Raw genomic sequence first — 22683 nt, 5'->3', positions numbered from 1 at the left:
GCTATGCAAATCCGCACCCGACTTACGGTTCAGTTTTCCTTGCTGGTAAGCGGTATTTTGCTGGTCACCTTTCTGGCCGTCTACTTTTTCACCTATTATAACGTAACCGAGGACTTTTACGACCGGCTACGCTCGAAAGCCAAGTCTCAGGCGGAGCTTCTGCTGAAAGTACAGGTGCCGCTCATCAATGCAGAGGTGCTGAAAGCCCTCGACGAAACCAACCGTGATCTGATCTACGACGAGAATATCTTCATTTTCGACGAAAAGAACCGGCTCATTTACAGTAACTCCACCTCTCCGCAGCTCAAAGCATTGCACGTCTCCAACTACTGGCTCGACGAAATCCGCAAAGCAGGCCAGATCCGGTACGACGACGGAGACTACAAAGTGGTTGGGCTCTACTACAAATACCCCTTCAACAAGGCGGTGGTTATGCTCGGGGCGAAGGATTTGTACGGGCAGGCCAACCTTTCGAACCTTAAAACGTTGTTGACCGTCCTTTACCTCATTGTCACGTTCGTGGTGGCGATCGTAGGATGGATATTCTCGAAACGTGCATTGAGGCCTATTTCAAAGGTTATGAATGCGGTGGAAGGCATCCTGCCCCAAAAGCTGGATACGCGGCTGAATGTACCTAACCAGAAAGACGAGATCGGGCGGTTGACGGTCACATTCAATAAACTCCTCGACCGTATCGAAACGGCCTTTCAGATGCAAAAGATCTTTGTTGCAAACGTCTCGCACGAATTGAAAAACCCGCTTACTAAGATCAAATCGCAATTGGAAGTCAGCATGCTGAAAGAACGGAATCCGCTCGAATACCAGATGACGATCCGCTCCGTGCTCGAAGACATTCAGGAGCTGGGCCAGCTCTCGAACACATTGCTGGAACTTGCCAAGGTAAGCGAAGATCAGCGCGACCTGCTTACGGAGCTTATCCGCGTAGACGACCTCCTGCTCGACTGCCGTATGAACCTCGCGGAGGCGAATCCGGCCTACAACATTTACCTCAACTTCGACGAGCTCCCGGAGGACGATACCTGGCTCGAAATCACCGGCAATACGACACTGCTAAAAACGGCTTTCCTGAACCTGATGGACAATGCCTGCAAATTTTCGGACGACAACACGGTGAACGTTTGCCTGCACCCCTCGCGCGGGCAGCTCGGGCTTACTTTTGCCGATACTGGAAAGGGAATTCCTGAGAAAGATAAAAGCCTCGTTTTCCAGCCATTTTACCGCAGCGACAACACCGCGAGCATCAAGGGCTACGGCATTGGGCTTTCCCTTGTCGAACGCATCGTAAAGCTACACAATGGCAGCATTAGCATCCAATCCAACATTCCCAAGGGTACTACCTTTCGCCTAACTTTTTTGCGTCTCTAAGCAAATTCTAACTTATTATTAACGCCTTTTTAAGTATTGTTGATCTTATTTGTATTGTCGATAGGGCGTAAAGATATCCCAATCGCAAATTCAAAGGATTTCATTTTTTGTGGTGTTAATAAGCAAATAGGCAGGCGTCTCTCACGCCTGCCTATTTTTTGTGGGTATTCTAGCGTCTTGCGGTTCTGGCTGTCTTCGACTACGCCCAGACCGACATACGCACTGCGCTCAGACTGACATAGGCACACACTCGGGGTGACCTATCGGAAATTGTCAGTCTGAGCGCAATCGAAGACGAGCTTTACAGCAAAAAGCCCCTCGCCGAATCGACGAAGGGCTTTGCAAAATGTCATTTTATCAGTTCTTCTTTCGAATCTCAATAATCTTCAACCTGCTCAGCAGCTTGATCACCGGGTAGGTCGGATCGACTTCGAACCATTTTGAACCGAAGTTGATCGAGTTGGGCCGTTTGTGGTGGTTGTTCTGGAAAAGTTCTCCCATCATCAGGAAATCGAAGATCAGGGAGTTTTTGGACTTATCGTCGTTATCGAAATTCTGGTAGCCGTATTTATGTCCGCTCCAATTAACGATCGCGCCGTGGATCGGGCCCATTAGGAAGTGGATCGGCAACAGGAAGAAGAACGCCCAGTGCATATCCAGATAAATGTAGGCAAGCACATAAAATGAGAGGTAGATAAGTCCCCAGCCAACCCGGGAAATCCAGGAATCACCGAGCTTCTCTACAAAATTCCATTCAGGGTAATTTCTTTCAAACTGCGACTCGATGGCGCGTTTGCGGTTCAGAACCGCATTGTAGATATTTTTCGTTTCCCACATCATCGTAAACACGTTTTTGGTATGATGCGGAGAATGGGGATCTTTTTCGGTATCGCTGAACGCGTGGTGCATCCGGTGCAGGATTGCATATGCACGCGGGCTCAGGTACGAGGAGCCTTGAGATAAATAAGTGAGCAAATAGAAGAACCGTTCCCAGGGCTTACTCATAATGAACATCTTATGAGCGGAATAGCGGTGCAGGAAAAAGGTTTGACAGAATAGTGACAAATACCAATGTACAACAAATACAATCAGGACTATATACATGGAACGGCGTAAAATAATAATATACTAAACTTTGTACAAAAGTAAGTGCCAAAGGTTAGAAAACCGAAATTTCCCAAACTAAATTTGGAATATAGCCATAGGCCTTACGGGCACCCGAAGCATCACTCGCCTACTCGATCATGAATGCGTAGCTAAGCAGGTTCGCCCCCATTTGTAACGCCTTCCGGCGCATTTCTTCGGGATCGTTATATACACTCTGGTCTTCCCAGCCATTTCCCAAATCGGTTTCGTAGCTGTAATAGCAGATCAGCCGTCCCTGCCAGATCAGCCCAAAGCCTTGCGGTTGTTTTCCGTCGTGTTCGTGTACTTTGGGTAGGCCGTCGGGGAATTTGTATTTCATATTGTAGATCTGATGATCATACGGAAGTTCTACAAACGAGAGTTCGGGAAAGACCTTCTTCATTTCCCGGCGTATAAACTGGTCGAGCCCATAATTGTCGTCCACATGCAGGAACCCGCCCGAAAGCAAGTAGTTTCTCAGGTTCTGTGCTTCCGCATCGCTGAAAACGACGTTCCCATGCCCGGTCATATGCACAAACGGGTAGGAGAAAATATCAGGACTGCCCACTTCCACCACGTCTTCAACCGGATTGATATTCATTTTAAGCTCCGCATTGCAAAACTTTATCAGATTGGGAAGTGATGTTTTATTGGCATACCAATCACCCCCTCCGCCATATTTGAGCTTGGCGATCTTTAGAGACGATTGCCCGTACGAGGTGACGGCGGTACAGAGTAAAAAGGCGATAACGAGGAGGCGGGGCTTCATGGGTTTAATGAGTGAATGTGCGAATAATTTTTAAAAGATTGAATGATTGACCGGGTCTCCGGTGCGATGATTGAATAATCTTGAGTTGATCCATGAAGACTAAAATTCCTTTGCTAAAACCTGAAAACAATTCAGTCATCGCACCGGCGGCCCGGTCAGTCATTCGGTCATTCAAAATTCACTCATTCCCTCATTACAAAATCTGCGCCAGGTTAATGGCGTGGCATCCTGCGACGGCGGCGGTTTCTGTTCTGAGGCGAGTAGGGCCAAGTGAAACCGTTTGAAAACCGTTTTCAAGGGCCAACTCCACTTCTCTTGGACTGAAATCTCCCTCCGGGCCGATCAGCAGTCTGGTGTCGCTACCTTTTTTAATTCTACCAAAAACGTGCTCCACGATGTTTTGCTCAGGAACATAGGCAATCAGACGGATAGCGTCATCAATGCTTTTAATAAACGGCTCGTACTTGTTATTTACTGTAATTACCGGCATATAATATTGCTGCGACTGCTTCATGGCGGCGGCGGCGATGCGGTTCAGCCTGGTCAGGTTCACGACGCGATTCAAAGTCTCAGGGTTGGTATGTTCCGTCACAACAAAATCGATGCGCTCCACCCCTATTTCGGTCATTTTCTCCACCATCCATTCATTCCGTTCGGCCTTGCGCGTGGGCGCGATCGCCATATTGACGGCGAAATTCCTCCGGTCCGTCATTTTGGATTCTATCACTTCATAACCTACTTTACGTCCCTGAATGTTGAGCCGGCATTTTTGCAGCAGGCCTTTGCCATTTGTGACGTAAATCATGTCGCCGGAACCCAGCCTCAAAACCTTCGAACTATGCCTTGCTTCCTCTTCGTCGAGTTCAAAAACGTGAGGGTCAGGCTGGTAAAACAAATGCATTTTTCTAATATTGTAGTGATGTCGGCAAATACCGATGAAGCCTTCAAAAATATACAAAATATCGGCAACAGCACAAAATTTACAATCCCCGCAGAATTCTATCTGCACGAGGATTCAAAAGTTACAGTTTATAGGATATTCTCGCTATTTTATATTTTCAAAGGCATATTTTTAACCTGTTTCCGACTTTTTATCAAAAAAATCCTTCGAAACCGCGTTTTTTGAAACAGGGTTGTTTTATTGGAATAGTGCATTTTTTACTGACAATACTACCACGAACGCAATAATATTTTGTGGAAGGTTAATTTTTCCTAGCATTTATTTTTTGTAAATACATTTTTGCATTAATATTGTGCCGTTATAATTATTCGTCACCACTTTATCTAGTACTATTATGTCAAAGTCCAAGCTGGAATATATTTGGTTGGATGGCTACAAGCCGACCCAAAGTTTACGCAGCAAAACCAAAATTGAAAACGATTTTAGTGGAAAACTGGAAGATTGCGCAATGTGGTCGTTTGATGGTTCATCGACTGAGCAGGCTCCTGGCGGTTCTTCCGACTGTTTGCTGAAACCGGTTTACATTATTCCTGATCCACAGCGTAAGAATGGCTACCTGGTAATGTGCGAGGTATTGAACGCTGACGGAACTCCTCACGAATCAAACGGCCGTGCTACTATTGAAGATGGTGACAACGACTTCTGGTTCGGATTTGAACAAGAATATTTCCTTTGGGATAACGAAACCAACAAGCCTCTCGGCTTCCCTGCGGGCGGTTACCCTGCTCCACAAGGACCATACTACTGCTCAGTTGGCGCAGCTAACGCGTACGGTCGCGAGATCGTAGAAGAACACCTTGACGCATGCCTCGAAGCAGGTTTGAACGTGGAAGGTATCAATGCAGAAGTAGCAGCAGGACAGTGGGAATTCCAGATCTTCGCAAAAGGTGCGCAGGAAGCTGGTGACCAGATCTGGCTTGGCCGTTACCTCCTGGAAAGAATCGGTGAAAAATATGGTGTTTCCATCAACTGGCACTGCAAGCCGCTTGGCGCGCTCGACTGGAACGGTTCAGGTATGCACGCTAACTTCTCAAACACTACTTTGAGAACTGCCGGAAGCAAAGATACTTTCGACAAAATTTGCGAAGCATTCCGTCCTGTGGTGAAAGAGCACATCGAAGTTTACGGTGCTGACAACCACCTCCGTCTGACTGGAAAGCACGAAACTGCTTCTATCCACGATTTCAGCTACGGTGTTTCCGACCGTGGTGCTTCTATCCGTATCCCTGTTACTGTCCCTGCAAAAGGGTGGAACGGATACCTGGAAGACCGTCGTCCAAACTCGGCAGCTGATCCTTACAAAGTAGCAGCTCGCATTATCAAGACTGTTAAATCTGCTATCTAATTCGCAGAACGAAACATATTTTTGCAAAATGACCACCTTTTCGAGGTGGTCATTTTGTTTTAACGCCTGAAAGATTTGCACAAAAAAAGAGCGCCTTCGGTAAAAGGCACTCTTTTACAAATTATGCATTGGAATCAGTCTTCGTCCTCGCTGCCAGTGAACGAGTACAACGTCGGATCGAGCTGTACATTACCGGTAGTGAAGGCTTTTACGAAATCGCTGATGATCTTGTCGTTGATCTCCGTTTTATTTAATCCCACTTCCAGGCCTACGCCGTATTCGAACTGGTCGTCGATCTCGACATGCTCGCGGACCGTAATTTCTTCATTTTCTTCGATCTCCTCGATGAATTCGGTCAGGAGCAGTTCAGCTTCGTCTTCCTGCTCGTCGCTGATCTTATAGTTTGCAGGGCGCTCATCAGGCGACACATAGTTTGGCATTTCCTTCTTCAACCGTTCCAGCGCTTCGTCGTACACGAGCGTTGAGTGGTGCAGGCGCAATGTAAAAATCAATGCGTCGTAAATGACCTCCTGATCTTTATACTTACCGACAAACTGGACGTGTGCATGTTCGTTATTATCGTCGTCATCCTCAAACTCGTCCTCTACATATATAAAGTTCGCATTCTCGGCCTTGCATTCCTCTTTAAGTTGAGCGATTTCTTCTGGATCAAATCCGGGATTCATATTCATTGTTTTTTGATTCAATTGCAAAATTACTCCAAAAATAACATTTCGCGGTACTTGGCAAGCGGCCAGTCTTCATCATCGATCAACAATTCGAGCTTATCGACGTGATAACGGATCTCATCGAAAAAGCCTTTCACCTCCGAACCATAGCATTTGGCGCGTTCGAACAGACCTTCGATATTGTTGGCCCTTTTGCGACTTTCGGTCATTTCGTGCACCAGCTTTTTTATCACCACCACGTGCGAAGAAATGTCGCGGATAATTTCCTTGATCGGCTCGGCTTCTTCCAGCATTTCAAGGTCGGTCAGCGAGCGGGCCGTCTGTGCGAGTTTGAATTGGTATTTCACGACCGTCGACACAATGTGGTTCAACGCCAGGTCACCGATCACGCGTGATTCTATCTGTAACTTCTTCACATAATTTTCCAGCTCGATCTCGTAGCGCGCGTGAAGTTCACGGGAGCTCAGCACACCGGTTCTTTCAAAAACCCCGACGGTCTTGTCTGTCTTATACGGGTATAGTGCATCATAAGTCTCACGGATATTACTTAACCCGCGTTTCGCTGCTTCCTCAATCCATTCATCCGAATACCCGTTTCCTTCAAAAAGGATGTTTTTAGATTCAAGGAAATAGCGTCTCAGTATCTCTACGGTCGCCACTTTCTTTTCCTCACCAGCTGCAAGGCGCTCATCCATTTCACGTTTGAAGTCGAGCAGCTGATTAGCGACGATCGTGTTCAGGATGATCATCGGCGACGCGCTGTTTTGTGAGCTGCCTACGGCGCGGTATTCGAATTTATTTCCCGTAAAACAGAATGGCGACGTACGGTTACGGTCGGTGTTGTCGCGTTGTAGGTTTGGAATACGGGTAATACCCAGTTTATAGTAGAAGTTCTCCCCTTTTTCAAGTGTAATTTCCCCTTTGTTAACGAGCTCTTCCAGCATGGTCGTAAGTTCTCCCCCCAAAAACACCGAAACGATCGACGGCGGTGCCTCGTTCGCTCCCAGGCGATGCTCGTTACCCGCGGACGATATGGAAGCCCGCAGCAGATCGGCATGATCGTGAACGGCTTTCACCACATTCATCAGGAACGTCAGAAAGCGGAGGTTCTCTTTTGGTTTCGAAGTTGGTGCAAGCAGGTTAATGCCTGTATCCGTCGAAAGCGACCAGTTGTTGTGCTTTCCGCTCCCGTTAATACCGGCGAATGGCTTTTCGTGGAAAAGGACCTGAAAGTTATGCTTGTCCCCGATTTTCTGCATTAAGTCCATCAATAATGCGTTGTGATCGATAGCAAGGTTGACTTCCTCGAAAGTGGGTGCACATTCGAACTGGCCGGGAGCCACTTCATTATGGCGCGTTCTCACCGGGATACCGAGCTTCAACGCTTCGAACTCAAAATCCACCATAAATGCATTCACCCGTGGTGAGATCGAACCAAAATAATGGTCGTCGAGCTGCTGGCCGCGTGCGGGATTATGCCCGAAAACCGTCCGGCCGGACATCAGCAGATCGGGACGGGCATAGTACAATGCCTTATCGACCAAAAAATACTCCTGCTCGATGCCCAGCGTCGGTGTTACCTTGGCCACATCGCGGTTGAAGAACTGACAAACGCCTGTTGCCGCCTTGTCGAGCGTCATCAGCGAGCGCAAAAGAGGCGCTTTGTAATCCAGTGCCTCTCCATTATAAGAGATAAAAACCGACGGGATACACAATGTCTTTCCGCCTGCACCATTGTCCATCAGGAATGCGGGCGAGCTTGGGTCCCAACCTGTGTAACCCCTTGCCTCGAAGGTAGCGCGCAAGCCGCCGCTGGGGAACGAGGAAGCATCCGGTTCCTGCTGCACCAATGCGCTGCCTTTGAATTTCTCTACCGCCTTCCCATCCATTGTGAGGTCGAAAAACGAATCGTGTTTTTCGGCCGTCGTTCCGGTGAGCGGCTGGAACCAGTGGGTGTAGTGCGTTGCCCCTTTCGAAATCGCCCACGATTTCATCGCGGCCGCCACTTCTTCCGCCACTTCACGGTCGATGGTCGAGCCGGAGCGGATCGCGTTGGAGATTTTGGTATATGCCTCTGCCGAAAGCAGGGTCTTCATCACATCATCACTGAATGTATTGCTACCATAAAGGTCGGCTACTTTTTCTGTGGGAGGGGTCAAAACAGGCGAGACGCGGCCTTGCGCGATCTCAAAAGCTTTGGAACGAAAAGTCATGTATTTATTGATTTATATTAATTCTCCCCAAAATTATTTATTTACCGATACGAACCACAAATCCTCTCTACATTTTCACAATAGCTGTCCAACGGTTACCACAGGTTAACGCATTTTTAAGAACTTTGCAAATTGTTCATAGACACCAATGCTTAAGAGACTTGAATTTGTCGCCTTGTACGGGCTTGCCTGGGTTCTGATTTTCCAGTTTTTCCGTATCATTTTCCTGGCATATCATTATAAAAAGGCGCTCGAACTTCCCTCCTCGCTGTGGGTCGCAAGCGCGAGCCACGGCCTACCGATGGATATTTCCTTCGCCGCCTATATTCTGGCGATCCCTACATTGTTAATGATGTTCACGGGGCATCGCTGGGACTGGTACCGCAGGACGTTATCCATTTACACGATCATTATCGTATCGCTCATCACATTGCTGTCGGTCGTCGACCTCGAACTCTTCCGTGCCTGGGGTTTCCGGATCGACGCTACTTCGCTGCATTACCTCGAAACGCCCTCCGAAGCGATGGCATCGATGGGTGCGGCACCGGTTTTTCCGCTGCTGCTGCTGCTGGTCGGGCTTATTTTTCTGATCAACCGTATTTTACAAACCATTGTCCGGCGAATAACCGGCTCATTCCGGCGGTCGGCACACCTATACATGATCCCCGCATTTCTTGTCATAGCCGGGAGCCTGATCATCCCAATTCGCGGCGGCTTCCAGCTCGCTCCGATGAACGAGAGTGCAGTCTTTTTCAGCGATAAGAGTTTTGCCAATTACGCGGCCGTGAACGTGCCATGGAATTACGTCCGGTCATTGCTCAATGAGGGTTATTCCAATGAAAATCCTTTCAAATACGGTGAAGATTCGGAGGCTAACCATACGGTGGCGAATCTGTATAAAGCAAACGGCGAAACAACGCAAATCATCGACACCACCGGTAAAAAGAATGTGCTCGTAATTATTTGGGAAAGCTTTACGGCCAAAGCAGTGAGTTCGTTGGGGGGATTAAAAGAGGTTACCCCGCAATTTGACCGGATTGCGAAAGAAGGCCTGCTCTTTACCAATATATATGCGAGCGGCAACCGTAGCGACAAGGGTATGGTGGCTATTTTGAGCGGTTATCCCGCACAACCGACCACTTCCATCATTAAAATACCCAAAAAAACCGCCTCGCTGCCTTCTCTACCGACCATTTTCAAGGAGCGTGGCTGGCAAACTTCCTTTTATTACGGGGGCGAAACCGAGTTTGCGAATATGAAATCCTATTTCCTCCAACAGGGTTTCGACCGCATTATCGACAAAGCCGAGTTCGATTCCAAAGACATGAACTCTAAATGGGGGGCACACGACCATGTGGTTTTCAAGCGGTTAATGCATGATCTCGACCGTGAAAAGCAGCCATTTTTCTCAACAATATTTACGTTAAGCAGTCACGAGCCGTTTGAAGTACCCACCAAAACGGTGATCCCGGGCAACGATCCGGAACACTTGTTCCTGAACGCATTACATTATACTGATGAATCTCTCGGAGCATTTTTGCGGGAGGCTAAAACCAAACCGTGGTGGAAGAATACGCTTGTCGTTATCATCGCAGACCACGGGCATCCGCTGCCGGAAACCCGGAAGGACAAGCCCTCGGAATTTCATATTCCCATGCTCTGGCTCGGCGGGGCGCTCACGGTCGCACCTGCCCGCGTGGACACATTGGCGTCGCAAACTGACCTGGCCGCCACGATTTTGAACCAAATGCAGCTTCCCTCCGGAACTTTTGCGTGGAGTAACGACATTTTCAAGACAGGCCGCCACGATTTTGCCTATTTCGCATTCAACAACGGCCTGGGCTGGATGCGCCCCGGCGGGTTTCTCGTGCGGGACAACATCGGAGGGAATATCACCGAAAAAAACGGCGCATTGCCACAGCAGGAAGAAGCGCTGGGCAAGGCCTACCTGCAATCTTCTTTTGGAGATTATTTAAAGCGTTGATAATAAAGGTGTAATTTTGCAGGATATTTAAAAACAATGAAAAAAGTCGCTTTTTATACATTAGGGTGCAAGCTGAATTACTCCGAAAGCTCTTCCATCGGCCGGATGTTCGAGGATAAAGGGTATACCAAAGTGGAATTCAACGAAAACCCGGATATATTTATCATCAACACCTGCTCTGTTACCGAGAATGCGGACAAGAAATGCCGCAAAATCGTCCGTGAGGCCCAAAAAATCAATGCGGACGGCTACGTGGCGATCATCGGCTGCTACGCGCAGCTGAAACCGAAAGAAATTTCCGAGATACCGGGCGTAGATGCGGTCTTGGGCGCCGCAGAGAAATTTCGGCTGGTAGAATTGATCGATACATTCGAGAAAACGCCATCAGGGCAGCCGGCACAGGTAATCGCTTCGACGATTGACCATGCCGTAGAATACCACACCTCCTATTCGCTCAACGACCGCACACGTACGTTCCTGAAAGTGCAGGACGGCTGCGACTACCCGTGCGCCTACTGTACGATTCCGCTCGCACGGGGAAAAAGCCGCTCGGACAGTATTGAAAATATCGTAAAAGCCGCCCGCGACATCGCCTCCCGTGATGTGAAGGAAATCGTTTTGACCGGCGTCAACATCGGTGATTTTGGCTTGCGTAACGGTGTACGCGAAGAAACTTTCCTCGACCTGATCAAGGCTTTGGACGAAGTGGAAGGCATCGAGCGCTTCCGCATTTCTTCCATCGAGCCCAATCTGCTCACCGACGAGATCATCGAATTCGTGGCGCAGTCCAAACGTTTTGCCCCGCACTTTCATATTCCGCTGCAATCGGGTTCGAACAAGGTACTGGGGCTGATGAAACGCCGCTATAAACGCGAATTGTACACCGAGCGTGTTGCGAAAATCAAGGCGCTTATGCCGGATTGCTGCATTGGCGTGGACGTAATCGTAGGCCATCCAGGTGAAACAAAGGAGCTTTTTGAAGAAACCTACCACTTCCTGAATGAACTGGAAGTATCCTACTTACACGTATTTACCTACTCTGAAAGGGAAAATACAACGGCGCTGGCTATTCGCCCCATAGTTTCAAAAAGCGAACGCGCCGAACGCTCGAAAATGCTGCATATCCTTTCGGACAAGAAAAAACGCTTCTTCTACGAAAGCCAGATTGGCAAAGAAAGCAAGGTGCTTTTTGAAGACGAAGTGCAGAATGGCCGGATGCTCGGCTTTACAGGCAACTACGTTCGCGTAGCCGTGAAATATGATCCGCTGCTGATCAATGAGACCAAAGATGTGCGGTTTGATCATATCAATCCGGAAGGCTTGATGGAAGTCACTGAAGTTGCCGAAGAGATACTGGTACACTAGGCTCCGCGCGATCGGCTTGGGCTAAAGCCCATGTCCGTGGGCAGCCGTCGAACCCCAGGCTGAAGCCCGGAGTTGAGGGATATCGCAGCCCAACCCAAGGCTTCAGCCTGAGGATAGGATAGCCTGAGGATAGCGTAGTAGCCAAAGCCCAATAGCATAAAAGCCCGGCCAATTTGGCCGGGCTTTGTTATTTATTCTTATAGTTTAGATTAAGCTTCTACAAGAAACTCGTCGTGCTGGCTTACATCCAGACCTACTTTCTCATCTTGTTCAGACACACGAAGCGGGAGGATCAGGTCAGTGATTTTCAGCAGCAGGAATGAACCGCCGAACGCGAATACCGATACACCTACCAGCGCAATCACGTGGTTGATGAACAGTTTCGTTTCTCCGAATGCCAGACCCTGGTCAACTACCAGTGAGTTAACACCGCTGGTTGCGAAGATACCGGTCATGAGCATACCTACCATACCACCTACACCGTGGCAAGGGAATACGTCGAGTGTATCGTCCAATGTCGAACGTGTACGAAGGTGAGCGATGTAGTTAGAGGTGATCGCAGCCACAGTACCGATGAAAAGAGATGCAGGAACAGTTACGAAACCGGCAGCAGGCGTGATGGCAACCAAACCCACTACGGCACCGATACAGAAACCAAGGGCAGAAACTTTTTTGCCTCTTGCAGCATCAAAAAGAACCCACGCCAAACCAGCAGCACCGGCAGCGGTATTAGTAGTAGCGAAAGCCGAAACCGCCAATGGAGAAGCTGTCAGAGCAGAACCTGCGTTGAAACCGAACCAACCGAACCACAGCAAACCTGTTCCCAACAATACGAATGGAATGTTTGCAGGAGGAAGCACGTGGTCTTCCAGGAGCGACTTGCGACGTTTCAGGTACAAAGCACCAGCGAATGCAGCCCAACCGGCCGACATGTGAACAACAGTACCACCAGCGAAATCAAGCACACCCATTTTGAAAAGGATGCCATCTGCATGCCATGTCATGTGAGCCAATGGCGAGTAGACGAAAACACAGAACAGGATAATGAAAAGAACGTAAGAGCGGAAGTTGATACGCTCAGCCATCGAGCCAGTAACGAGCGCAGGAGTGATTACCGCGAACTTCAACTGGAACATTGCGAACAGGGCGAAAGGAATAGTACCCCAAACCGGGCCGTCCAAAACACCTTTGAACATGAAGTGTGACATTGGGTTTCCTACGAAACCGCCGATGTCTTCACCAAACGCAAGGCTGAAACCGAAAACTACCCACACCACACTGATTACACCCATCGCGATAAAACTTTGGAGCATTGTGGAAATGACGTTTTTGGTATTGACCATTCCTCCGTAGAAGTAGGCAAGACCGGGAGTCATGAGCAGTACCAGCGCTGACGAAACCAGCATCCATGCCGTGTCGCCGGAATTGATGCCCTCCGTCACGATCTGTGTCGGAACATTGGGGACGAAGGCACCGAGGATGCTGATTACCAGGAGGATAATCAGTGGGATAAAGTTACGTTTTTCCATTGTAGTAAATTATTGTTGTTGTATTAGATTAAGAAGGTATTCCTGAAATGCTGTGTGTCTCTCTTAGAATTTGTAAATGAATGCCAATCCGAAAGTAGTTTGGCTGTTTTTGGTCCATGCACCTTTCGAATCTTCAAATTGTTGCGCTTCTCCTGCACCGCTCAGTTTAGGATATGCATCCAGGCGGAATTCAGGTTTTACGAGAATGTGTCCGTCGGCGAGGCTGATGTTACCGGTCAAAGTAACCGAATTAACTTTGGTCCCTGTTTTGGCGGCTGTGAGCAAACCTCTTACTCCGTTATCGTTATTGAAGTACTCATAACGTGCTCCAATTCCGAAGTTTTCTGTGATAGCTGTGTTGGCATATACCGCAACACCACCCCATGATTCGGTCTTAAGAGGACCACCTGTGCCTTGATAGTCACCTTTTTGAGATCCGTACGCGGCGTTCAGACCCAATAGGAATTTCTCGGTCACCTGGAAGCTGGTAGTCAGGTCAAATACCTGGTAGAAACCGTCTGGCTGCTTACCCAGGGAATCTGTGTTAGCTTCGTTGCTTCCGATATAGTTCAGATAAACGTTCCAGTTTTCAACTGGCTTGAAGTACAGCTGGCTGATAATCCCCTTTGCGCGGTTGTTATCGCCTAATCCATCTACGTTGTTTACTACACCCACCATTAACGATGCTTTGTCGGAGAATGCGTAAGTCGCTTTCAAACCTGCATGGTAGAATGGACCGTTGTTGAACAGGTTCGAAAGAGAGTAGTTGAAGTTGGCCGGTGCGTCGATCACTTCGTACCCGATATGCGTACCGAATTGTCCCGCTGTCATCGAGAATTTATCGGTAAACTTGTATGTAAAGTATGCTTGCTTGATCGCCAATGCGGTGCTGAACAGCGCGTTGCCGTAGTTACCCAGGTTGGCGTTGGGACCGAAAGTAAGGTCTACCACCGCTTCTGACTTCGCGTTGGTGTAAGCCACCTTAGCTTGCACGAGCCCGAGCGAGAACTGGCCCGATTTCTGGTCGAACACCCTCGCATTTGAGGCACCCATGTTGGAACGGGATGCAGGTTTGTTGAAATTAGCCATGTAATAGGAATCCAGATAGCCAGAGAAAGCGAATGCTCCTTTTGCTTCTTCCCCATCCTTTGCTTCCGTCACCACTGCAGTATCTGCCTTCACCGCTTTCTTATCTTCTTCCGCCTTCGCAAAACCCAAAAAAGGAACCATCAAAGATAATACTGTACAATAGACTTTTTTCATAATTATATTCTGTTTAAGTTAATATTGTTCTCCGGCTGCATTACTGGATCAAATATTGTACTTAAATTATATTTATCAAATAATCTGGTCAAAATTTATATCAAAAAATCCAATTTTCTGATTTTTATCATGTTTTTTATCGTTTTTGAAACACAAAAACTAAAAAAATACGATTTATATAAAAAATTGAATATTCTGCATAAGTCTGACAAAACAGAATTTTCTTCAAAAGGAGCTATTGTATTTATTAAGAAATTTTATTATTATAATGCCATTTGCAGAATCGAAAGGGCACAAAAAAAGCCTGCTGTGGAGCAGGCTTCGCATTTTTTATATTCAGCAGGGTCTATTCACCGTGCATCCATGCTTTTTTGGCAAGCAAAGTTTCTTCTTCCTCCTCGTTGTCCGGATCAGGCACACAGCAATCCACCGGACAAACCGCGGCGCACTGTGGTTCTTCATGAAAACCAACGCACTCCGTACATTTATCTGAAACTATGTAATAAAATTCGTCTGAAACAGGGGACTGCTTTTCCTTGCCGCTAACGATGGTGCCATCTCCAAAGTCCACTTCGTCTAAACTCGTTCCATCTCCCCAAGTCCATTCTACACCTCCCTCATAAATTGCTGTATTTGGGCATTCTGGCTCACACGCCCCACAATTTATGCATTCATCGGTTATCATTATAGCCATAGTCGCCGGATTGTTTATATTTGTTGCTATTCTTCTGATTAGGGTAACAAATATAACTATTTATAGTTTCCCAACAATCAGAAAAATAAAAACGGCACATGCCATTTAACTTTTTAGAGTCAGAGTAGAATGATATCAAGAATTCGGAGGATAAATGCATTCATCCGTCTGGGCCAGTTCATCGGCGACCCGACCAACGAGGAAACGATCGCGGAATGGGTTGCAGGCGCCAAGAGTAAGAATAACTGGTTTACGCCCGCTAACGTAAGGTTGTCACTGAATGCGATTGCCGAACACTACTTAAACGGGGAAAAACTGAAAAGTTGGGCTGAAAGCTACCCCGAACCCGCCCAATCCCGCAAAATAGGCGTGGTAATGGCTGGAAATATCCCAGCGGTTGGCTTTCACGATGCCCTGTGCGTGCTGGTAAGCGGGCATACTTTACTGGCCAAACCCAGCTCCGACGACCCGCTGCTGATCCGCGCGCTGCTTGGCAAACTGACAGAAATCGAACCGGAGTTTGAGAAATACATTGATTTCGTAGAAAGACTGAACGATTCGGACGCATACATCGCCACGGGAAGCAATAACACGGCACGCTATTTCCATTATTATTTCGCCAAAAAGCCTAACATCATCCGTAAGAACCGGACTTCTGTGGCGGTGCTCACCGGCCATGAAACGCGTGCGGAACTCAGGGACTTAGCTACCGATATTCTCCAATATTTCGGGCTCGGATGCCGCAACGTTTCTAAAATCTTCGTTCCGTCCGGATATGATTTTACCGGGTTTTACCAGTCGATCGAAGAAATGGCGGACGACTTTGTAAATCACCACAAGTATTTTAATAATTACGAATACAACAAGTCCATTTACCTCGTAAACCGCATCGCCCATTCGGACAATGGCTTTTTACTGGCCACCGAAAGCGAAGCACTGGTCTCGCCCATCAGCGTGCTGCATTACCAGCCCTATGATTCGGTAGAACAGCTAAAAGTACTATTGCGGGAATGGGAGGATAAGATCCAATGCATTGTGGCCGGGCCCGAACTGCATTTGCCGGAAGCCCTGCCATTTGGCGGCGCGCAAACACCCGGCCTCTCGGATTATGCCGACGGTATTGATACGATGGCTTTCCTGGCGGAGATCGCCTAAGCCTTCCCTGACCTTCCTGATGCCCACACAAGGAAATCAGGAAGGACTTTTGCCCACGTTTCGGGATTGTGCATTCCTTCTTTCACCTCCACATAGCGGATATCCCGGCCCCACGCATAGCCCTTCCGTTCCAGCTCGGCAATGCATTCGAGCGTATCCTGTATCGAGTCGATCACCCCGTCGCCGTCGCGATCGTCGTACTCGTCCCAGGTCCCGCATTGAAACCAGAAATTCAGCGGAGCAAACCTTTTGGCGTCCCGGATTTGCCGGTGCATAATTCGATCCGCCTCGGAATAACCTTTATCCAGCGCCTTTTGCCGCCACCACAGCGAGCCGGAAAAGGTCCCTGCTTTTGAAAATACCTCAGGATGGTTCCAGACCGCGTCCAGCGCCATTAACCCACCCAGCGAGCATCCGGCATAGGTTATACCGTTTGCAACGGTATAATAATGATGTGCCAGATACGGCAGCAATTCATCCAAAATAAATGAGGTGGTAAGGCCTGCTTTGCTCCCTCGGCCCGCGTAATCGGGCTGGTGGGCGGTCCCGTACTCAGATATGCGTGCATCGTGCGCGTGTACGCCCGCGATTACGCACGGAGCGATCTTCCCTTCCGATTGCAGCGTCGTCGCAGTTTCGGCCATTCGCAATGCTTCGAAATCCTGGCCGTCGTTGAAAAGTATCAGCGGATATTTGTCCGCCCCCGAAAACCCCGGCGGCAACAATACGGTCACAGTCACCTCCCTTTCCAGGAAGGCGGAATGCAAGGCGATTTTGACGGACACTATTTCGGAGGAAGACGCGGCTCGATTCACTGCAAATACTCGGCTATGGATGAAAATAAAACCTGAAAGTTAATAATTTGCTTCCTATGATTTGTTTTGTATATTTCATTTATCAACTATAAACCGTCTTTGTTTGGAAGAGAAGCACATTAAATACTATTCTCATCATCTCGACAAGGAAGTGGAGATGCTTGTTTTCGGCAACTGGGGCTACCCTATCCTTCTTTTCCCAACAACCCTCGGCCGGTATTATCAGGCCAAAGACATGGGGCTGATCGAGTCGGTCCGGTGGCTCGTCGAATCGGGTAAATACAAGATATATTGTGTGGATACGATCGATGCCGACTCATGGTACGGAAAGCATCTCAACCCGGAGTTTCGCGTCGCGAACCATATTCAATATGACAAATTCCTTAAAAACGAGCTGGTACCTTATATCAGTAGGGAATGCAATGTGGATAAGATTGGCGTTGCGGGTTGCAGTTTCGGCGGTTTTCATGCAGCTAATTTCGCCCTTCGCCATCCCGACCAGGTTGCCTACCTGATCAGTATGAGCGGCACATTCGATATCCGCGGTTTTCTCGACGGCTTTTATGATGATACGGTGTATTTCAATAATCCTGTTGATTTTATGCCTAATGAACAAGGCTGGCGTTTCGGCCACATGAAGATCGTTCTTGGTACTTCCGACTGGGACATTTGCCTGAACAGCAATATCCGGATGTCCAACATCCTCAACAACAACGGTATCGAACACTGGCTCGACATTCGCGGCTGGGAAAAGCACGATTGGCCGCTCTGGAACAAAATGTTTCCCGATTACCTGTCACGTATCGTTTTGCAATAATCAAAACACAACTCAAAAGCCTGATATGAAAAAGATTGGAATCCTGTTTGGAATGGAAAACACCTTCCCGAACGCATTTATCGAAAGAGTCAACAGTAAAGGTGAGGACGGCATTATCGCAGAGGCCGTCACCATCGATAAAGTGATACAAGCCGCGCCGAGCGAATATGCCGTGATTATAGACCGCATTTCGCAGGACGTGCCTTTTTACCGTTCGTTCCTAAAAAATGCCGCAATTTCCGGCACGGCGGTGATCAACAACCCGTTCTGGTGGAGCGCTGATGAGAAGTTCTTCAACAATGCATTGGCAGAGAAGATCGGTATCCCTGTGCCTAAAACAGTGCTTTTACCTTCCAAACAACGCCCTGACAACACGACCGAAACCTCCTTCCGTAACCTCGCATTTCCGATGGCGTGGGAGGAAATATTTCAATATGTAGGTTTCCCCGCCTACATGAAGCCCCATGACGGCGGTGGCTGGAAGAGCGTTTACCGGGTCGTAAACCCACAGGATATGTGGATCAAACATGAGGAAACGGGCCAGCTGGTGATGATGTTGCAAGAAGAGATCATCTTCGACGACTATGTGCGCTGCTATTGCATTGGCCAGAAAGATGTGCTCGTAATGCCCTATGAACCGCGTAACCCGCACCATTTACGCTACGCCGCCGATTTGAAAGCCCAGGGCGAGGAGCGGGAAAAGCTGCTGGAAACCATTAAAGATTACACATTAAAACTCAATGTCGCATTGGGTTATGATTTCAATACGGTCGAATTTGCGGTACGTAACGGGGTTCCTTATGCGATCGACTTCTGCAACCCTGCACCGGATGCCGACATTTACTCGGTTGGCCGCGATAATTTCGAATGGGTGGTGGAAGCCGCGGCCAATATGGCCATCGAAAGGGCAAAAACGCAAGTTCCGGGGCAAATTAACCTTACCTGGGGCACATTCATTAATCAGGCGGTGAATGGCATTCCGGCGGCAGTAGCTCCGCCGACCGTAGCGGCAGCTGAACCAGTGGCGGCCCCAGCCAAGACAAAAGCTCCGGCAAAACCAATTAAAACGGCAGAAAAAGCGCCGGCACCCACAAAAGAGGCTGGTCATTCCAAAGAAGCCTCCGCCACCGAAGTGAAGGTAAAAACGGTAACGCCGAAAAAGCCGGCCAAATCCCTGGGCCCCATCGCTACGGAGCCTATCGCCGTAGCCGAACCGGCAGAACCCAAAATCTCTACTACCAAAGCGGCTGCGACGAAAGCGCCTGCGAAAAATTCCAAATTGAAGAAATCCTGACAAATTAAAATTCAGCCGCTTTTGCACTATGGCAACATTCACCCTGGGAATTGAAGAGGAATTTCAAACGATCGACCCGGTTACCCGGAACCTGCGGTCGCATATGTCAAAGCTGGTTGAGGATGGAAAAATAACGTTGAAGGAGCGTGTGAAGGCCGAAATGCACCAGGCCGTAGTGGAAGTCGGGACAAATATCTGCCACAATATTCAGGAAGCGCGAGAGGAAGTGACCTACCTGCGCCGAATGATCCTGGACCTGGCCGAAAAGCAGGACCTGCAAGTGGCCGCCGCCGGAACGCACCCTTTTGCAGACTGGGTCGACCAGTTGATAACGCCCGACCCACGCTACGACGAGATCATCGACGAAATGCGCGACGTGGCACGTGGCAACCTCATTTTCGGGCTGCACGTGCATGTAGGCATCGAGAGCCGAAACGAGGGGATACAGATCATGAACGCGGTTCGTTATTTCCTGCCACACATCTACGCATTATCTACCAACTCGCCGTTCTGGTGCGGGCGCAATACCGGTTTCAAATCGTACCGTTCCAAGGTTTTTGACAAATTCCCCAGAACCGGTATCCCCGATTTCTTTTCGAGCGCGGCCGAGTATGACGAGTATGTTGCATTACTGGTCAAGACCAACTGCATCGACAATGGCAAGAAAATCTGGTGGGACATCCGTGTCCACCCATTTTTCAACACGATCGAGTTCCGCATGTGCGACGTGCCCATGCGCACAGACGAGACCATTTGCCTGGCCGCGATCATGCAGGCGCTCGTAGCCAAAATCCACAAGCTGCATAGCCAGAACCTGAGCTTCCGCCCCTATCGCAGGATGCTCATCAACGAAAACAAATGGCGGGCTGCGCGGTACGGCATCAGCAGCAAACTGATCGATTTCGGGAAACAGCAAGAGGTGGAGTACAAAATCCTCATCCACGAACTGCTGGAATTTATCGATGATGTGGTGGACGAGCTAGGCAGTCGGATGGAAATCGAATACATTCATCAAATACTCGAAATGGGCACCGGTGCCGACCGCCAGCTAGCCGTTTTCGAAGAAACCGGTAGTTTGAATGCGGTTGTAGATTATATTGTTTCCGAAACCAAAATCGGTATCTAGGTAGAATTAAATCAAACTTTTTACCCGGAAACCGAACTAATCAGTAACACATTTGTTTAAAATAGGTTACCCGATTCTATAACACTAACGGCCCGATTGCTGACACGTCGGGCCCCATTTGACAATGACCACTCATGAAAATCATTTCCGGATCGCGATTCTGGACATGTATGCCGGGCACCCCAACGAGGGAATGCGATGTATCAAAAAAATCATCACCGCATTCGGAGAGCAGGAAAGCACGCCCGTCGAATTCACTGTCTTTGATGTAAGGCAAAAGCTCGAAGTGCCTGGAATGGACTTTGATGCATATATTTCCACCGGCGGTCCGGGCAATCCGGCCCCTGTCGGTGAGGCCTGGGAAAAGAAATTCTTTGGCTTCCTGGACAAAATACTGGCTTACAATACCAAACGGCAAAATCGGGTTAAGAAGCATCTGTTCCTCATCTGCCATTCATTTCAAATGGCCTGCATCCACTGGAACCTGGCGGCTGTAAGTAAGCGACGCAAAACGTCGTTCGGGACGTTTCCGGTCCATAAGACATCGACGGGCCGCAAAGATCCGCTTTTAGGCGCGCTGAGCGATCCTTTCTGGATAGTGGATTCCCGTGATTTTCAGGTTACCCAGCCAAATCAGTATGCATTCGACGGTTTAGGGGCCAAATTGCTTTGCCTGGAAAAGATACGTCCCCACGTGCGGCTAGAACGCGCCGTGATGGCCATACGGTTCTCCAACGAGGTTGTGGGTACACAGTTTCACCCGGAAGCCGATGCAGAAGGGATGCTCCGTTATTTTTTGAAAGAAGACAAAAAGGAAGCTATTATCAAAGCGCACGGTGAACAGAAATACAATGATATGATCGCACATTTGAACGACCCCGACAAGATTTCATTGACCGAGGCTGTCATTATCCCAACATTTCTGAAAAACGCATTCAACAAAACGTTCCAGCCAGCCTATGCATAAGCAAGCCCGGGAAGCGTTCAACAACTCCTTCACGGAGGAAGGCTACGAGCAATTCGTATCGTCACTTAGTTCTGCGTTTCCCGGCCACCTGGATTTCAGGGTTGCAGAAACGCCTGTTTTTGTACCCAAAGAACTGGCTGAAAGGATTTCCCGAGCCTCTGATGAAATTATTAACACATTAATATCACCTGACTTCCGTGCAAAAACCGATCGTGCCGTCGCTTCCAGCCAGGATGTGCCCGGTGAAAATGCACATACCTCGTTCCTGGCGATCGACTATGCGATTTGCAGGAATGCTGCCGGCGAACTTGTCCCGCAGCTTATCGAATTACAGGGCTTCCCATCCATATTCGGATATCAGGCATTCTTGTCCGAGACATTCAGGAAGTTTTTTGATATACAGGAAAACTTCGGTTACCTCTTGGGTACAAATTCCTTTGATGAATATGTGTCAACACTAAAAGCTTTGATCCTCGGTGATGAGCAACCGGAGAATGTAATCCTGCTTGAAATCTTTCCCGAAAAACAGAAAACGCGGATCGATTTTGCGGTAACCGAGCAAATGCTGGGCGTTAAAGCGGTTTGTTATACTAAACTGATCCGTGAAGGAAGGCAATTATTCTATGAAAAGGACGGCCGGAAAATACAGGTCAATCGTATCTACAACCGACTCATTTTCGACGATCTCCTCAATTATCCCGATTTGCAAACCAGCTACCATTTCACCGATGACGTAGATGTGCAATGGGTGGGGCATCCGAATTGGTTTTTCCGGATCAGTAAATTCGCTATGCCATTTCTCAATGGGGAATTTGTCCCCGAAACCCGTTTTTTGAGCGATTATGGAGGTAGCTTTCCTGAAAACCTTCAAAATTATGTATTGAAACCCCTCTTCTCTTTCGCCGGCTCGGGCGTACAGCTGCACCTCACAAAAGCGGATCTGGAAGCCATTGCCGACCCGGAAAATTATATATTGCAGCGAAAAGTTGTCTACGAACCCGTGATCCAGGCACCCGACGGCCTCGTCAAATGCGAGATCCGCATGATGTACGGTTGGCCCGACGACGCCGAAAAACCCGAACTGCTGATCAGTCTCAGCCGGTTAAGTCGCGGCGAAATGATCGGCGTGCGTTACAACAAGGATTTCACCTGGGTAGGCGGCAGCGCCAGTTTTTTTGAACAATAG

The 22683-nt window shown here is 48.5% G+C and carries 19 protein-coding genes; 10 read left to right on the top strand and 9 right to left on the bottom strand.

What is annotated here, in order from left to right; all coding sequences use genetic code 11:
* Positions 1–3 precede the first annotated feature (3 nt).
* Positions 4–1386: a sensor histidine kinase gene (locus IEY24_RS03625; RefSeq protein WP_188928739.1), complete on the top strand. Its 1383-nt coding sequence runs from the start codon at positions 4–6 to the stop codon at positions 1384–1386.
* 357 nt (positions 1387–1743) lie between these two features.
* On the opposite strand, the gene IEY24_RS03620 is transcribed toward IEY24_RS03625, so the two are convergent.
* The 3 genes from IEY24_RS03620 to IEY24_RS03610 all read right to left on the bottom strand — a co-directional run bounded on the left by IEY24_RS03620 (position 1744) and on the right by IEY24_RS03610 (position 4181).
* Positions 1744–2490 (bottom strand): acyl-CoA desaturase, encoded by a 747-nt coding sequence (locus IEY24_RS03620; RefSeq protein WP_188928737.1) that lies wholly within the window; start codon positions 2488–2490, stop codon positions 1744–1746.
* A 130-nt stretch (positions 2491–2620) separates the two neighbouring features.
* Positions 2621–3280, bottom strand: coding sequence for a DUF4159 domain-containing protein (locus IEY24_RS03615; RefSeq protein WP_188928735.1), 660 nt, complete (start codon positions 3278–3280; stop codon positions 2621–2623).
* A gap of 193 nt (positions 3281–3473) precedes the next feature.
* Positions 3474–4181, bottom strand: coding sequence for an RsmE family RNA methyltransferase (locus tag IEY24_RS03610; protein ID WP_188928733.1), 708 nt, complete (start codon positions 4179–4181; stop codon positions 3474–3476).
* A gap of 394 nt (positions 4182–4575) precedes the next feature.
* Here IEY24_RS03610 and IEY24_RS03605 point away from each other — a divergent pair, with 394 nt between their 5' ends.
* The gene (locus tag IEY24_RS03605; RefSeq protein WP_188928731.1) at positions 4576–5586 is read left to right on the top strand and encodes a glutamine synthetase beta-grasp domain-containing protein; all 1011 of its coding nucleotides are present in this window, start codon (positions 4576–4578) and stop codon (positions 5584–5586) included.
* Positions 5587–5720: 134 nt separating this feature from the next.
* On the opposite strand, the gene IEY24_RS03600 is transcribed toward IEY24_RS03605, so the two are convergent.
* Together IEY24_RS03600 and IEY24_RS03595 are read right to left on the bottom strand one after the other, a co-directional pair.
* Positions 5721–6272 (bottom strand): hypothetical protein, encoded by a 552-nt coding sequence (locus IEY24_RS03600; protein ID WP_188928729.1) that lies wholly within the window; start codon positions 6270–6272, stop codon positions 5721–5723.
* Positions 6273–6301: 29 nt separating this feature from the next.
* Positions 6302–8488 carry a glutamine synthetase III family protein gene (locus IEY24_RS03595; protein WP_188928727.1) on the bottom strand — a complete coding sequence of 729 codons (2187 nt, stop codon included), beginning with the start codon at positions 8486–8488 and terminating at the stop codon, positions 6302–6304.
* Positions 8489–8636: 148 nt separating this feature from the next.
* Between IEY24_RS03595 and IEY24_RS03590 the strand changes: the two genes are divergently transcribed.
* Both IEY24_RS03590 and mtaB read left to right on the top strand, forming a co-directional pair.
* Positions 8637–10472, top strand: a complete 1836-nt coding sequence (locus tag IEY24_RS03590; protein WP_188928725.1) for an LTA synthase family protein — start codon at positions 8637–8639, stop codon at positions 10470–10472.
* Positions 10473–10508: 36 nt separating this feature from the next.
* On the top strand, positions 10509–11837 hold the full coding sequence (mtaB, locus tag IEY24_RS03585) for a tRNA (N(6)-L-threonylcarbamoyladenosine(37)-C(2))-methylthiotransferase MtaB (RefSeq protein WP_188928723.1): 1329 nt from the start codon (positions 10509–10511) through the stop codon (positions 11835–11837).
* 209 nt (positions 11838–12046) lie between these two features.
* On the opposite strand, the gene IEY24_RS03580 is transcribed toward mtaB, so the two are convergent.
* The 3 genes from IEY24_RS03580 to IEY24_RS03570 form a co-directional block, all read right to left on the bottom strand.
* Positions 12047–13366, bottom strand: coding sequence for an ammonium transporter (locus IEY24_RS03580; protein ID WP_188928721.1), 1320 nt, complete (start codon positions 13364–13366; stop codon positions 12047–12049).
* Between the two features lie 63 nt (positions 13367–13429).
* A complete protein-coding gene (locus IEY24_RS03575; RefSeq protein ID WP_426294150.1) occupies positions 13430–14629 on the bottom strand; it encodes a porin in 1200 nt (399 codons plus the stop codon).
* 346 nt (positions 14630–14975) lie between these two features.
* Entirely contained in the window at positions 14976–15323 is a 348-nt protein-coding gene (locus IEY24_RS03570) for a 4Fe-4S binding protein (protein ID WP_188928719.1), read from the bottom strand.
* A 129-nt stretch (positions 15324–15452) separates the two neighbouring features.
* On the opposite strand from IEY24_RS03570, the gene IEY24_RS03565 reads away from it, so the two are divergent.
* Positions 15453–16478: an acyl-CoA reductase gene (locus tag IEY24_RS03565; RefSeq protein WP_188928716.1), complete on the top strand. Its 1026-nt coding sequence runs from the start codon at positions 15453–15455 to the stop codon at positions 16476–16478.
* Here the strand turns inward: IEY24_RS03565 and IEY24_RS03560 are convergent.
* Entirely contained in the window at positions 16475–17245 is a 771-nt protein-coding gene (locus tag IEY24_RS03560; RefSeq protein WP_229221277.1) for an alpha/beta hydrolase, read from the bottom strand. The two genes, IEY24_RS03565 and IEY24_RS03560, sit on opposite strands and share 4 nt — an antisense overlap.
* A 151-nt stretch (positions 17246–17396) precedes the next feature.
* Between IEY24_RS03560 and IEY24_RS03555 the strand changes: the two genes are divergently transcribed.
* The 5 genes from IEY24_RS03555 to IEY24_RS03535 all read left to right on the top strand — a co-directional run bounded on the left by IEY24_RS03555 (position 17397) and on the right by IEY24_RS03535 (position 22683).
* Complete coding sequence (locus IEY24_RS03555; protein ID WP_188928712.1) at positions 17397–18110, top strand: esterase family protein; 714 nt, start codon at positions 17397–17399, stop codon at positions 18108–18110.
* 25 nt (positions 18111–18135) lie between these two features.
* Positions 18136–19404: an ATP-grasp domain-containing protein gene (locus IEY24_RS03550; protein WP_188928710.1), complete on the top strand. Its 1269-nt coding sequence runs from the start codon at positions 18136–18138 to the stop codon at positions 19402–19404.
* Between the two features lie 28 nt (positions 19405–19432).
* Complete coding sequence (locus IEY24_RS03545) at positions 19433–20530, top strand: carboxylate-amine ligase (protein ID WP_188928708.1); 1098 nt, start codon at positions 19433–19435, stop codon at positions 20528–20530.
* 124 nt (positions 20531–20654) lie between these two features.
* On the top strand, positions 20655–21497 hold the full coding sequence (locus tag IEY24_RS03540) for a type 1 glutamine amidotransferase (RefSeq protein ID WP_188928706.1): 843 nt from the start codon (positions 20655–20657) through the stop codon (positions 21495–21497).
* The gene (locus tag IEY24_RS03535) at positions 21490–22683 is read left to right on the top strand and encodes an ATP-grasp domain-containing protein (protein ID WP_188928704.1); all 1194 of its coding nucleotides are present in this window, start codon (positions 21490–21492) and stop codon (positions 22681–22683) included. The genes IEY24_RS03540 and IEY24_RS03535 overlap by 8 nt, the downstream gene beginning before the upstream one ends.

The organism is Dyadobacter endophyticus (assembly GCF_014641595.1).
GTDB lineage: Bacteria > Bacteroidota > Bacteroidia > Cytophagales > Spirosomataceae > Dyadobacter > Dyadobacter endophyticus.
This window is presented reverse-complemented; position numbering and strand designations above follow the sequence as displayed.

Bases quoted from the DNA above. Each gene is read 5' to 3' on its own strand.
- IEY24_RS03605 (WP_188928731.1), top strand. From the start codon at position 4,576: ATGTCAAAGTCCAAGCTGGAATATATTTGGTTGGATGGCTACAAGCCG.
- IEY24_RS03590 (WP_188928725.1), top strand. From the start codon at position 8,637: ATGCTTAAGAGACTTGAATTTGTCGCCTTGTACGGGCTTGCCTGGGTT.
- IEY24_RS03550 (WP_188928710.1), top strand. From the start codon at position 18,136: ATGAAAAAGATTGGAATCCTGTTTGGAATGGAAAACACCTTCCCGAAC.
- IEY24_RS03575 (WP_426294150.1), bottom strand. From the start codon at position 14,629: ATGAAAAAAGTCTATTGTACAGTATTATCTTTGATGGTTCCTTTTTTG.
- IEY24_RS03540 (WP_188928706.1), top strand. From the start codon at position 20,655: ATGACCACTCATGAAAATCATTTCCGGATCGCGATTCTGGACATGTAT.
- IEY24_RS03595 (WP_188928727.1), bottom strand. From the start codon at position 8,488: ATGACTTTTCGTTCCAAAGCTTTTGAGATCGCGCAAGGCCGCGTCTCG.
- IEY24_RS03580 (WP_188928721.1), bottom strand. From the start codon at position 13,366: ATGGAAAAACGTAACTTTATCCCACTGATTATCCTCCTGGTAATCAGC.
- mtaB (WP_188928723.1), top strand. From the start codon at position 10,509: ATGAAAAAAGTCGCTTTTTATACATTAGGGTGCAAGCTGAATTACTCC.
- IEY24_RS03625 (WP_188928739.1), top strand. From the start codon at position 4: ATGCAAATCCGCACCCGACTTACGGTTCAGTTTTCCTTGCTGGTAAGC.
- IEY24_RS03535 (WP_188928704.1), top strand. From the start codon at position 21,490: ATGCATAAGCAAGCCCGGGAAGCGTTCAACAACTCCTTCACGGAGGAA.
- IEY24_RS03565 (WP_188928716.1), top strand. From the start codon at position 15,453: ATGATATCAAGAATTCGGAGGATAAATGCATTCATCCGTCTGGGCCAG.
- IEY24_RS03545 (WP_188928708.1), top strand. From the start codon at position 19,433: ATGGCAACATTCACCCTGGGAATTGAAGAGGAATTTCAAACGATCGAC.
- IEY24_RS03615 (WP_188928735.1), bottom strand. From the start codon at position 3,280: ATGAAGCCCCGCCTCCTCGTTATCGCCTTTTTACTCTGTACCGCCGTC.
- IEY24_RS03610 (WP_188928733.1), bottom strand. From the start codon at position 4,181: ATGCATTTGTTTTACCAGCCTGACCCTCACGTTTTTGAACTCGACGAA.
- IEY24_RS03620 (WP_188928737.1), bottom strand. From the start codon at position 2,490: ATGTATATAGTCCTGATTGTATTTGTTGTACATTGGTATTTGTCACTA.
- IEY24_RS03570 (WP_188928719.1), bottom strand. From the start codon at position 15,323: ATGGCTATAATGATAACCGATGAATGCATAAATTGTGGGGCGTGTGAG.
- IEY24_RS03600 (WP_188928729.1), bottom strand. From the start codon at position 6,272: ATGAATCCCGGATTTGATCCAGAAGAAATCGCTCAACTTAAAGAGGAA.